Origin of the sequence: Hymenobacter rubidus, assembly GCF_016734815.1 — a bacterium.
Classification (GTDB): Bacteria; Bacteroidota; Bacteroidia; order Cytophagales; family Hymenobacteraceae; genus Hymenobacter; species Hymenobacter rubidus.
On record NZ_JAERQF010000001.1, the window covers coordinates 76,424 to 89,297 of the forward strand.

Annotated in this window: 6 protein-coding genes; 2 read left to right on the forward strand and 4 right to left on the reverse strand. The window is 61.2% G+C overall.

Going from position 1 to position 12,874, the window contains the following annotated elements; all coding sequences use genetic code 11:
• Nucleotides 1–766: 766 nt before the first annotated feature.
• Nucleotides 767–1,498 carry a hypothetical protein gene (locus JKL48_RS00330; protein WP_201977243.1) on the reverse strand — a complete coding sequence of 244 codons (732 nt, stop codon included), beginning with the start codon at nt 1,496–1,498 and terminating at the stop codon, nt 767–769.
• 655 nt (nt 1,499–2,153) lie between these two features.
• Between JKL48_RS00330 and JKL48_RS00335 the strand changes: the two genes are divergently transcribed.
• Nucleotides 2,154–4,682: a DUF5686 and carboxypeptidase-like regulatory domain-containing protein gene (locus tag JKL48_RS00335; protein ID WP_201977245.1), complete on the forward strand. Its 2,529-nt coding sequence runs from the start codon at nt 2,154–2,156 to the stop codon at nt 4,680–4,682.
• 871 nt (nt 4,683–5,553) lie between these two features.
• Nucleotides 5,554–8,865, forward strand: coding sequence for a cyclic nucleotide-binding domain-containing protein (locus JKL48_RS00340; protein ID WP_201977251.1), 3,312 nt, complete (start codon nt 5,554–5,556; stop codon nt 8,863–8,865).
• Nucleotides 8,866–9,020: 155 nt separating this feature from the next.
• On the opposite strand, the gene JKL48_RS00345 is transcribed toward JKL48_RS00340, so the two are convergent.
• From JKL48_RS00345 to JKL48_RS00355, 3 genes are all read right to left on the reverse strand, one after another.
• A complete protein-coding gene (locus JKL48_RS00345; protein WP_201977254.1) occupies nt 9,021–10,067 on the reverse strand; it encodes an adenylate/guanylate cyclase domain-containing protein in 1,047 nt (348 codons plus the stop codon).
• A 183-nt stretch (nt 10,068–10,250) separates the two neighbouring features.
• Nucleotides 10,251–10,628, reverse strand: coding sequence for a response regulator (locus tag JKL48_RS00350; protein WP_201977256.1), 378 nt, complete (start codon nt 10,626–10,628; stop codon nt 10,251–10,253).
• 51 nt (nt 10,629–10,679) lie between these two features.
• Nucleotides 10,680–12,836, reverse strand: a complete 2,157-nt coding sequence (locus JKL48_RS00355) for a sensor histidine kinase (RefSeq protein ID WP_201977258.1) — start codon at nt 12,834–12,836, stop codon at nt 10,680–10,682.
• Between the last annotated feature and the right edge of the window lie 38 nt (nt 12,837–12,874).

Genomic DNA, 12,874 nt, shown 5'->3' on the forward strand with positions numbered 1-12,874 from the left:
GGCGATTTACTCACGTAAGAAATCTGGCCGCTGGGGGCTCGGCTCGTACAATAATTATCTAACGCTCGCACCGTTATATTTCCTCCGCCGTCTGCCGAAGGATTGACTAGCAGTGAAGTGCTGTAAGTGATATAAGAACCAGATGCCGTTGGATTGACTCCACTCGCCGTCCAACCATTGGGTAGCGTCCATTCGTAAGCCCCTGCATAATCTGCGTTGTTAACGCCACTAGGGTAAGGCAACTGCACTTGCGGCACACTCAAAGTTATCTGCGCGTTATCCCCAAACGGCAGTTGCCCGTTAAATACTGTGCCGTTGACGGAAATGGGGCCAGCGGTGGATTGCGCTAGCGAACGGGTTACAATATCGAGTGAAGCAGTTGCATTAATTGCACTGTTATTGCATTGAGTAGTGACCGCTCTTAAGCTGGCGGAATACACCCCGTTGGTTATGGTGGTAGGTACATCGTTCCAGATAACGCTGACGTTATTCACGCCGCGCACGGTAGTTTGCCCACTAGTTGCCTCCCGGCCGCCAACAATGGTCCATTCGGTATTACACCCCTGCAGGTTGGTCGAAGAACTGGTTGTAGCTAACGAGTAGGTGATGGGAATATTTGTGCAAGTAGGTTGCGAAATGAACGGGTCGCTAATTTGAATGGGACTCTGTGCCCAACCTGATAGCGTGGTAAAACCGCCAAATAAGCATACTAAGAGCACGCGGAAAAATGTTTCCATGGTAAAGGTAAAAAAGTGAATGCCTAAACTTAAAAACGATAATTGAATCCGATTAAATCAATGGCCAATAAGGCGATACTAAGCTTTCCCGCTGTGGTTTCGCCCGAATAAGTATTGTGAGTGAAAATGCTCGGACTAGAGAAAGCTCCTTGGTTAAAGTAACCCGTATAGCCTTCGCGCTGGTAGGCGTAAGTAACGGGTACCGACGTTTCGACAAACAGGGCGCCGTACGTTCCCAACTGGAAGCGAAAGCCCAGGAAAGGGCGGGCTTGCGCCTGCCATGTTCTGATGGTATAAGATACGTCTTCGTTAAACGGCCCTTGACTATTGTACCAATCGCGCACCGAGCGCCGCACGTTGCGGCCCATTCCGCTGCCCACCTCGGCTCCGTAATACAACTGAACCCGGTGCCCCAACGGCCGCTGCCACTCATAGCCTACATAGCCCAACACCTGCCACGCCCAGTTGCCTGTTCCAGGCTTAATATCGGCAAAATTGCTGCTATCTGTGCTCAGATAACGGCCCACCAATCGCAAGCGCAAAGACCTGTTATGCGTAAGTTGCCGTTTATAGAACAGCCCCACGGGCAAACTCCGGTTAGCCGTGAAAAAGTGGTCGAGCACCGGGCTGGCCGTCAGCCCAAACTCGTGCCGGTAATGATGCGCCGTATCGGCCGGGGCCGCAGTTTGCGCGGCGGCAGAGAAGGAAGCAAAAAGACCGAATAAGGCAGCGCCCAAGGGCGCTAAGGGGAATTTGCTCATGCGTGCAGTGCGTGGTGAAGTGAGCCGCCAAGATAACCGCTCCACCTGCACCAGGTAGATGAATGTCCAAAGGTGCCGGCAGCTCCGCCGCCAGGCAAGGACGGTTGCAATGCTATTGTAACTAGTACTATATAAATAATGTTTTTACCTTATTCAATAAATAAGGGGGGGGGGGCATACTTCAATTCCGTGCTTTCCCGCGTGATTTTTCCACCCTATTTCTCGCCGAACTGCCTTGTTTATGACAAGTCAGCCAAACCACTATCGTACCCTACGGCGAGTCGTTCCAGGGGAACAAAGCGCCCGCCGCGCTCAAGGTGGAGATGCAGGTTCTAGAGAACAGGCCGTTGTCCTGCACCCGACAGCATTGCTGACGCGGTTTCGAAGGTGCTACACCGGCAAGCACGGCTCTACCGTGCGGGACTCAACAGTAGTTTTGCACATCCAACACGTCCTGGATTTACGCTATAGTAAGTGTCCCCTCACTACCCCGACCATAGCTTCTGCCCGGCCCCGACAGCAATTCACCCGGCAGGTTTAATCGTTCATCCAAATTTTTCCTGTTTTTGGCACGGAACTACTTGGGAGCCACTTGCGCTTTGCGTAAATTGCAGGACTACTACAGGTTCTCGCATTTGGCTTCTTATTACTATTTATGAAATTTCTTGCTCCGCTGCTCCTGGCATGCCTCTTCGCATTGCCGGCCGCAGCCCAGCGTATAGTTATCAGCGGCCAGGTAGTGGAAGCTACAAACGGCGAGCCGGTGCCCTTCGCCTCCATCTTTGTCCCCAAAACCAGTGCCGGCGTCACGGCCGATGCCGACGGCAAGTTCAAGCTCGCCGTCTCCGGCTCGCCCGATTCCATTGCGGCCTCGGCCATGGGCTTTGCCACCCAGCGGCGCAAGCTCTCGAACGCGGCGGTGCAAACGGTGCTGTTTCGGATGAAAGCCGGCGGCGTGGCCCTCGCCGAGGTGGTGGTGTCGTCGCGCCAGCCCGAAAACCCCGCCTTTCGCATCTTGCGCGAGGTGCAGAAGCACAAGCCCCAAAACGAGCGCAGCGCCCTCAAAGCCGCCGAGTACGACTCGTACAACCGCATCGAAACCAGCCTGATTGACTTGCCCAAGACTTTGTCGAACCGCAAGGTGGTGAAGGACATTCGGGCGCTGGCCGTGCGCCAGGGCGCCATCGCCGCCGCCGACCCCGACGCGCCGCTGCCCATTTTTGCTTCGGAAGTGGGCTCCCGGGTGTACCAGCGCAACTCGCCCCTGCGCCGTCGCGAAGACCTGCTGCACAAGCAAATGCGCGGCGTGGGCCCCCGCGAAGGGTCGGTGCTTTCGCAAATGCTGGGCTCGAACTTCCAGAACTTCGATTTCTACCCCAACTGGCAAAACGTGCTGGGCAAGGACTTCATTTCTCCCATTGCCGAAGGCGGCCGGCTGACCTACGAATACGAGCTGCAGGACTCCGTGTTTGTGGGCAAGGACTGGTGCTACAAGATTGCCGTGACGCCCAAGCGCAGCCACGACCTGGCGTTCAAGGGCACTGTCTGGATTACGGCCGACGGCTACGCCCTGCGCCGGGCCGACCTCATTGCCAGCCCCGAAGCCAACATCAACTTCGTGAGCGACCTGCGCATTTACCAGGACCTAACCTCGCCCGGCGATGGCCCCGGTCTGCCAACGCGCACCAAATTGGTTATCAGCGTGCGGCCCTACGAAAAGCAGGCGGCTATGCTGGTGCGCTTCACCACGGTGAGCAGCAACTTTGTGCGCAACCAAGTGCACAACGAGCCCGGCTTTTACGACCAGCCCATTGTGTCGTCGCTGATGGACCCCGTGGAGCAGGGCGGCGGCCTGCTGGCCGGCTTGCCCCAAGGCGGGCCCGGCTATTTCGACCAGCACCGCCCCGACACGCTGAGCTTGTCGGAACAGCAAACATTTGCCGTGCTCGACTCGGCCAAGCACCTGCCTTCGGTGCGCAACGTGCTCGACTGGGTAGAATTGCTCGTGAATGGCTATAAGCGCGTGGGCAAGCTGGACTTTGGCCCCATTGCCAACATATACGCCAACAACGATTTTGAGGGCAACCGCTTCCGTTTCGGTTTCCGCACCACGCCCGAAATCAGCCGCAACTGGCTCACGCAGGCCTTCGTGGCCTACGGCACCAAGGACGGCCGCTTCAAGTACGGCGTGCGCACCAGCTACATTGCCGAGCGCCGCCACTGGACGGTGTTCACGGGCGAATTCAAGCACGACGTGGAGCAGGCCGCCTTGCTCGACAACGACTTTCTGGACAACAACAACCTGTTCATTGCCGCCTCGCGGTGGGGCCGCTTCCGGCAGGGCAGGCCTGTGCTGCGCGACCTGACGGCTTTCAGCGTGCAGCGCGACCTGTTTCACGGCTTCACCCAGACGCTGACGTTGCGGTACCAGTACATCAACCCGCTGTTTGAGATTCATACCCGCCCCATGCCTGGCGGAGGGATGGGAAGCGACGAGCCCGAAGCCAACATCCTGCGTCTGAGCGAACTGGTTTCAGAATCGCGCTACGCTCCCGATGAAAACCTGGTGCAGAGCGAAAACCGCCGCCGTGCCGTGGGCCTCAAGCGCCTGCCGGTATTCGGCTTCCGCTATACGCTGGGCGCCATCGACTGGACCCAGGGCAACTTCATGTACCACAAGTTCAACCTCTCGATGACGCACAGCGTATCGGTTGGCCAATTGGGCCGCCTCACGTATCGCGCCGAAGGCAACTACATTCCCACCGCGCTGCCCTACTTCATCCTCAAAACGCCGCTCGGCAACCAAACCCCGTTCTACAACGCCAACGCCTTCAACCTGATGAACTATTTCGAGTTCATCACCGACCGCTCGGCTTCGCTGCGCCTCGACCACCATTTCGAGGGCCTGCTCGTGAACTCCATTCCCGGCCTGCGCGCCCTGAACTGGCGCTTGGTGGCCACCGGCAACATGCTCTACGGCAAGCTCTCGGACCGCAGCCGCCGCATCAACCGCGACTCGCCGGACCTGCCCGGCCCTATCTCGACGCCTTATGTGGAGGTGGGCTACGGCGTGGAAAACATCTTCAAGTTCATCCGGGTCGATTTTATTCATCGCCTCACCTACCGCGACATGCCCGGCACCAGCAATTTCGGCGTGAAAGTGGGCGCGCAGTTCCGGTTGTAATTGTCCTTGCGGTTTGTCCTGAAAAGCCCATCGGTGAGAAGCCGATGGGCTTTTTGTATTTTGGCTTTTGTATGCAACACTTAATGAAGCAGGTGTTTGCCAGGCCATGCTTTCCCAAACTAAGTCAAGCCGTGCTCTGCTGTGCCATAGTGAAAAACATGGGCACGGCTCCGGTGACAACGGCCGGAAACCTCGGCATTTCCCTCCCCTTGGTAAAACGAAGTAGCCTGCTTACAAAGCCTACACAAGCCCTTGCCGCCCTGTCAGGCCAGCCCGTTCAATACGGAGAGCCCACTGCAGCCGGCATGTTCAAGGTTAGAGCAAATTCGGGGCCGGTGTACCGTAGCGCGAACTTTGCAGTTCGTGCCCCCACGCCAGTCGCTTCGATAAGATTAGGACTTACGCAGTTGAAGCCCCAGCGGGGCGGCACATTGGTAGTAAGTTATTCATTATGCAATGGTAAAGCCCCGGCGGGGCGACACTCGCCAAGCACTCAACCGAGTGTCGCCCCGCTGGGGCTTTCTCCCCAACATCAGCCAGTTACTATCGATATGGCGCCCCGCTGGGGCTGCAACTGCGTAAGTCCTAAAGATGATGCGGGGACGCGAACTACACAGTTCGCGCTACTTCCAGCGCCTGCATACCGACTCCGAAACCGCTGTAGGGACGTAGTCGACGGCCGCAATGCCATCGGCGACTGGAAACCAGCAACAGCTTTGGCCGGCCGCTGACGAAAATGCATCGACTTCGCTCAGCAAAACCTTTTTTCTGTTGAAGGATATGGCCTTGGTCTGGGAAAAACGCCACACAGCTACGCAGCGGCTGTATCTTTGACTACGGCCGTGCCCGGTGGTGCCGGCTTCCTTCCCGCATGATTTCGGCCACCTCGCTCCAACGTCTCTTCGGCATCAGAACCAGCGAAACCCGCACCGTGGGGCTGTTTCTGCTGCACAATTTTCTGCTCGGCATCGGCTCGGTGCTGGTGTACGTGGCGGCCAACGTGCTGCTGCTGGAGCACAACCCCGAGCACAGCCTGCCGCTGGGCTACGTGGCCGGGGCGCTGGCCATGATGGCCGTGGGCAAGATTTACACGCGTTTTGAGCATCATCTGCTGCTCAAAACGCTGGCGGTGCGCGTGCTGCTGGCCGTGGTGGCCCTCACGGTGGCCATGGGTGCGCTGGTGTATCTGGGCCATTCGGTGGCGGCGGCGGTGGCCATTATGGCGGGCTACCGCGTCATCTACCTGCTCACCAACCTGGAGTTCTGGGGCGTGTCGGCGGTGGTGTTTGATGTGCGGCAGAGCAAGCGCCTGTTTAGCATCATCAGTTCCGGCGACATGCCGGCCAAGGCCCTGGGCGCCATTCTGGCGGCCCTGATTCACGGCGATGCGCAGCTGCCGGTGCTGCTGGGCGTGTCGTTTGTGGCCTACCTGGGGGCGCTGCTGGTGCTGCGCGCCACGCTCACGCAGCACACGGTCGAGGCCGTGGCCCGCCCGGTGCGCCGGCTGCGGCAGCCGCCCAAAAAGCTCGTGCAGCAGCTCTTCGGCGGCAGCGAGCTGGTACTGGCCATGTGCCTGAGCTTGGTGGCTGTTTCGGCGGTGATTTCGGGCGTAGAGTACATGTTTTTTGTCAACGTGAAGCACAAGTTTCACGAATCGGAAGACATTACCCAATCGGTGGGCTGGGTGCTGGGCGCCACCTACTTAGCTGCTACCTTTTTTAAGCTGCTGGTGAGCCGGCAGGCGCTGGAGCGCTACGGGGTGCAGTGGTCGCTGCGGCTGCTGCCGGTGGTAGCGCTGGTGTGTCTGGCCGTGTTTGGGGGGCTGAAAGTGGCCACCGGCTATAGCCAGACCGAGCAGCTGGCGTTCTACTGCGGCCTCTACCTGCTGCTGGAAGTGCTGCGCCGCACCGTGTTCGACCCCGTGTTTCTGGTGCTGTTTCAGCCGCTGGCGCCACCGCAGCGGCTGGCCGCCCACACGCTGGCCAAGGGCTTCTACGAGCCCTTGGGCCTGGGCCTGACGGGTTTGCTGTTCTTTTTTCTGCGCTCGTCGGGCCTGCTCGATGGCGGCCTGCCGTTGCTCTGGATGGGCGCACTGCTGCTGCTGGCGCTGCTGTTTCTGCGCCGCACCTACCGGAGCTACCTGGCCGAGCTGAAGGAGGGCCTGGGCCGTCGCTTTGCCGAAACCGCCGAGCTGGCCCTGCCCGATGCTGCCCTGCAAGTGGTGCTGGCCCACCTCCACAGCCCCCACCCCACCGAGGTACTGAATGCGGTGGCCTGGCTCCGCCAGCGCCAGCCTGCTGCCCTGGCCGGCCACGCCCCCGCCCTGCTCGAACACCCGGACGAGCGGGTGCGCCTGGCCCTGCTTGCTACGCCCGAAGCGCGCCCCTTCGCCCCCGAGTTCCTGCAAGCGCTGGCGCAGCGCGACCCGGCCGCCTCCGTGCGTGAAGCCGCTGCCCAACAATTGGCCACCGCCTCGCCCGAGGCTCCTTCCGTAGCGGCCCTGCTTGCCAGCCCCGACCTGCCGGCTCGTCAGGGCGCCATTCGGGGCAGCCTCGAAACCGCACCGAAGCACGCCGCGGCGCAGGCCAGCCTGCTGGCCCTGCTGCAGGAGCCGACCCCGGCAACCAATTGCGCCGCCCTGGCGCTCCTGCACTATTTCCCCGAAGATACCCAACAACAGCTGGCCGACCACAGCCTGCATAGCGCCGAGCCAGAGGTGGTGCACGCCGCCTTGGTCGCTATCGGCACCTTAAGCACCCCCCACCTGGCCGACCGGCTGCTTCAGGCTTTGCACCATAAGCATCGTTGGCAGGTGGCCGCCAATAGCCTGATAGCCTTAGGAGCAGCCGTGATACCGCTGGTGCGGGAAGCGCTGCAAAGCCATCCCGGCAACGCCGTTACCCACCGCCTCACCACCGTGCTCGAACGCCTGGATACGCCCGCCAGCCGGGCGGTGCTGGTGGAGTTGGCGCAAGGCGCCAATCTGTTTTCGCGGGGGCAAGCACTCCGGGCCCTGCGCCATTCCGTGGCCGTGCCCACCGAGGCACGGATTTTTGAGCGGCTGCTCCGCAAAGAATTTAACTTGGCCAACCACTTACTGCGCGGCCTCGTGGCCGACTCGCGCCCCGACCTGCGCACGGCTGTCGACTACGAGCTGCTGCTGCTGCACCAGCGGGTATTTGGCCTGTTGGCCCAGCTCTACGATGCCGAACTGGTGGCCACGGCCCAGCGCAACGTGGCCCATGCCGCCCGCGAACGCCAGGCCAACGCCCTCGAAATGCTCGATAACCTGATTCCGCTGCCCATTTACCAGGGCTTGCAAGCGCTACTCGACGACTCTGCTTTGGACGAAAAATCCAGACTTTTTACCCGGCTGACTGCTACGCCCAGCAGTGCCAGCCGCGCGCATGCGTTTATTCCGATGGGCAATGCCGCAGCGGCGGGCAGTGCCATACACCTCGAAGAAGCTGCCGTCGCGGCCAAAACCAACCTGCGCGAACCGCTGCCCACGCTGCTGCTCCGGCGTGGCCCCGCCGCCTTCACCACCTGGACCCTCAGCGTGGCCCTGCGGCACTGGCAGCCCACCGAGGCCGATGCGCCCGCGCTGCTTCAGCCCTACCTCACTTCGCCCATCGCGCTGCTGGCCGAAAGTGCCCGCATGGCCGCAGCCGCCCTGGCGGCCCACTTGGGCCAGCCCCTCTCCGATTTTCTTCCCCCCATGAGCCACAACAAAGCCCATTCCGAAGCCCGCATTTCTGCCCTGGAACGAGTAGTAGTGCTTCAGAGCACTGCCTTGTTTGCCCACACGCCCGAAAACGTGCTCAGCAGCATTGTCCCGATTATGAAGGAGGTGACGTTTCAGGAAGGCGAGGAAATATTCGCCAAAGGCGACATCGGCACTTCGCTCTTCATTGTGCACGACGGCCAAGTGGGCATTTTCAACGGCCCGCAGCAGCTGGCTACTTTCGGGCCGGGCGACTTTTTTGGCGAATTGGCCCTGCTCGATACCGAGCCCCGCTCCGCTACCGCCGCCGCGCTAAGCCAGGTGCTGGCTTTCCGCATCGACCAGGAGGATTTCTACGATGTGATGGAGGAGCGGGCCGAGGTGCTGCGCAACATCCTGCGCATGCTTTGCCAGCGCATCCGCCAGCAAAACGAGAAAATGCGCGAGTTGGCGCAGTAAGGAATTGTAAGGCCAGAAAAACGTCCTGCTGAGCGCAGCCGAAGCATCTCTACCGCAGCAGTAACTCAATCGTTGGAGTGGATTGATTACTGCCCCGAGCGAGATGCTTCGGCTGCGCTCAGCATGACGTGCTTTTTTGCCCCTATTCCTCCACCCTACTCCATCACCTCGTAGATTTTGATGGGCAGGGCTTTGTTCTTTAGCATCACTTCGCTCACAAACTGGCAATTGAAGGACTCCCGCACGCGCAGATACACAGCTTCGCTGATGATAATCTGGCCAGCTTTGGCGGCGGACTGCAGGCGCTGCGACACGTTCACGACGTCGCCAATGACGGTGTAGTCCAGGCGCTTGAGCGAGGCCGAGCCGATGTTGCCGGACACTACTTCGCCGGTGTTCACGCCGATGCTGACCTCGGGGCGGAAGTCGAAGCCGGGGGGCAGCGGGGTCTGGTTCTGCTGCAAGGCGGTGCGGGCCGAGAGGGCGGCGTCAATGGCGCGGTCGAGGTGGTGCTCGCCGCGAAAAACGGCCATCACGGCATCGCCCATAAACTTATCGACGTAGCCGCCCTGGGCAATTACTTCCTTCACTATCAGGTCGAAGTACGTATTGAGCAGGCTCACCACGTCGGTAGGCGCCAGGGTTTCCGACAGGGAAGTGAAGCCGCAGATATCGAGAAAAACCACGGTGGCTTCCACGGTTTCGGAGGCCAGCAGGCGGTTTTCGAAGTCGGGCCGGGTCATGAAGTTGAGCACCGTTTCGTCGACGTACATTTTCAGGATGTTGTTTTCCTGAATGGCGCGGAGCGTGTCGCGCAGCTGGCGCACCTGGTCGGCCGTTTTCTCGATGGTAACTTCCAAGTCGGTGAAATCCACGGGTTTCACCACAAAGTCGAAGGCCCCGCGGTTCATGGCGGTGCGCAGGTTGCCCAGGTCGCCGTAGGCCGAGACGATGACCGTTTTCATGGCCGGATGCTCGGCGTGGGTGCGCGTGAGCAGGGTCAGCCCGTCCATCACCGGCATGTTGATGTCGGAGAGAATAACGTCCGTGTCGGGGTGTTCCAGAATGCGGGCCAGGGCTTCTTCGCCGTTGGTGGCGAACACAAATTCGTAGGCACTCTCCCGGATTTTGCGCCGAAACTTCTGCTTGATAAGTAGTTCGAGGTCGGTTTCGTCATCGACCACCAGGATTTTTGTCTTCATGGCAGATTATAGTTAGCAAATATGCGGCACAGGTGTGGTCCGCACCGCTAGGCGGAGTACCCCGAAATTTCATTTCGGCCCGAGCGACGGACTCTCGCCCGCACCCCGAACCAGACAGGCCGAATTATAAATCCAGGATATGCCGCCAAGGTTTCCTGCTGAGACAAACAGCTGCCCACTGCTTCAAGCCAGCAGATGCTGCAATTTATCCTTGAGCACGGCAAAATCCACGGGCTTGGTCAGGAAGTCGTTGGCACCCAAGGCCATGGCTTTCTGGTAGCTGTCGTTGTCGCCGTAGGCCGTAATCATCATCATGGTGGTGGGCGGCATGGCAAACTCCTTTTTTACGTGGCTCAGCAAGTCCAACCCGCTCATGCCCGGCATGTTAATGTCGGAGAGAATAATGAGCACCTCGGAGGGACGGGACCGCAAAAACGCCAGCGCTTCCTCGCCCGAGAAGGCGAAATTGAAGCTCAGCTCGCCGCTGCGGATTTCGCGCCGAAAGCGCTGCTGAAACAGGTCGCGCACATCAACTTCGTCGTCGACAACCAGGATTTGCATGGGGCGGATGCTTGGAAAATAGTAGGGCCTAAAGGTAGGACGCGGAGCGGCTTAAGCCGGCAGACTGATGACAAATTCGGTGCCCCGGTCCGGCTGACTTTCGACGCTCAGCGTGCCGCCGTGGCCCTGCACAATGATGTCGTGGCTCAGCGAGAGGCCCAGGCCCGTGCCCTCGCCCGTGGGCTTGGTCGTGAAAAAGGGCTGGAAAATTTTGGCTTGCACCTCGGGCGGCATCCCAGTCCCGTTGTCGTTGACGCAAATTTCGACCGCGTTGTCCGTGCGCCGGGTGCTGACGGAAACGGTGGGCTGGTAGCCCGCTTCGCCCGTCTGCTGGCGCTTTTGCACGGCGTAGAAAGCGTTGCCGAACAGGTTGAGCAGCACCCGCCCCAGGTCCGCCCCAGCCGCCTCGACCGGCGGCAAAGCCGGCGCGAAGTTCGTCTCCAGGGTGGCGTTGAAGGTTTTATCCTTGGCCCGCAGGCCCTGGTAGGCCAAGCGCAGGTATTCGTCGCAGAGCGGGTTGAGGTCGGTCGGGGTCCGCTCGCCGGTGCTCGTGCGGCTGTGCTCCAACATGCCCTTCACGATGGCCGCTGCTCGCCGCCCGTGGTGGCTGATTTTACCCAGGTTCTGGCTCAGGTCGTCGGCCAGGGCCGCAACTTCTGCTGCGTCGCCGGCGGCCTGGGCTTCTTGCAGCTCCGCCACCAGCTCGGCGCTCACCTCGGCGAAGTTGTTGACGAAGTTGAGCGGGTTTTGAATCTCGTGCGCAATGCCGGCCGTGAGCTCGCCCAGGCTGGCCATCTTTTCCTTCTGAATGAGCTGGGCCTGGGTGGTGCGCAGGTCCGTGAGGGAGCGTTGCAGCTCGCCGGTGCGCTGCTGCACCTGCTGCTCCAGCATCTCATTCTGCTGGGCCAGCAGGGCTTGCTTCTCCTGCTCCTGCGCGATGGTCTGGGCCGAAAGCCGTTCCACCTCGCCCAGCTGCACGTGCAGCTGTTGGGCATCGCGGGCAAACTCGCGGGCCAAAAACAAGGAGATGCCCAAGGCCGGCAGCATGAAGCCCAGCGCGTACACCGCGTTTGACAGCAGCGGCGACACCATACCGGGCACCAACAAGTCAGCCACCACCACTAGCACGAGCACCCCGCTCCCGGCAAAACCGGCCAGAACCAGCCGGGCCCCGCGCTGGCCCTGGCGCACGGCCCGGATAGTCAGGCGCAGCACCTCGGCCAGGAGCAACACCAGCATAACGGCCCATCCCGTGCCGGCAACCGGGAGCCAGCTGCCTAGGCTGGCCAGCAGCACGTACCCTGCGAAAGCCACCCACAGGCCCGCGTGCACCCGGCCCGGACGCACGTGGAACAAGGCGTACAGTGCCCGCACGGCCCAGAGGACCACCATCACCGACAGAATGTTGCCTAGGGCGCCCACCACCACATAGTGCGTTAGCGTGGCAAAAGGCAAGGCCCGGGCCCCATAGCCGGCTGCTGCCGCCAAGGCCGCTGCCAGGGCAAAGCGGGCGAAGTAGCGGTTGGCGGGCCGGGCGGGGTTGTAGTGGTAGAACGCGTAGTGCAGCACGGCCAGCAGGCCGGAAAAGCCCAGCAGCACCAGAAAAATCAGGGCCTGGTCCTTCTGGTCTTCCACGGTTTGCCAATAGTTCTGCGGGCTCACCAAGGACACCAACAGCTGGGGCGCCTGCCCGACCCGATTGGGCAGCCCCGGCCGCCAGGGGGCAAAGCGCACGGCCAGCACCTGCTCGGCGGGGGCCCCGGCCGGCACCTCGCCCGGCCGGGGGTAGCGGCCGCGCGGCTCCACCTGGGCCGGGTCGGCGCTCAGCTTCCCGTGGCGCATCACCCGCCGGCCGTTGAGGTAAAATTCAGCGGCTCCGAACTCGCCCGCGAACAGCAGCAGCGACTGCCGACGCAGGCTGTCGCCGAGGCGGAAGCGCAAGCGCAGCCAACTGATGCCGGTCTGGGCGGCCGGGGGCAGCGTTTGCCGGGGCCGGGTGGGGCTGAGGGTGTCCCAGGCCGAGGCGTCGAAATCGGGCCGGGCCCACTGCGGGTTGTCGCCGGCGTGGTAGCGCCAGCCCTGCTTCAGCAGCAAGCCTTTTTCGGGCAGGCGGTTGATGCGCACCACGGCGGTATCGGCCGGCAGCGGCGCGGCCGTGGTAACCCCGAAAAGCAGCGCCAGGGCCGCGAGCAGTACAAAGTAGCGCATAGAAAACGTCGGCCCGCGCAGGGTGCAACGCACGGGTA

Coding starts and splice junctions, on each gene's coding strand:
- JKL48_RS00330 (WP_201977243.1), bottom strand. CDS start 1,498: ATGAGCAAATTCCCCTTAGCGCCCTTGGGCGCTGCCTTATTCGGTCTT.
- JKL48_RS00335 (WP_201977245.1), top strand. CDS start 2,154: ATGAAATTTCTTGCTCCGCTGCTCCTGGCATGCCTCTTCGCATTGCCG.
- JKL48_RS00340 (WP_201977251.1), top strand. CDS start 5,554: ATGATTTCGGCCACCTCGCTCCAACGTCTCTTCGGCATCAGAACCAGC.
- JKL48_RS00345 (WP_201977254.1), bottom strand. CDS start 10,067: ATGAAGACAAAAATCCTGGTGGTCGATGACGAAACCGACCTCGAACTA.
- JKL48_RS00350 (WP_201977256.1), bottom strand. CDS start 10,628: ATGCAAATCCTGGTTGTCGACGACGAAGTTGATGTGCGCGACCTGTTT.
- JKL48_RS00355 (WP_201977258.1), bottom strand. CDS start 12,836: ATGCGCTACTTTGTACTGCTCGCGGCCCTGGCGCTGCTTTTCGGGGTT.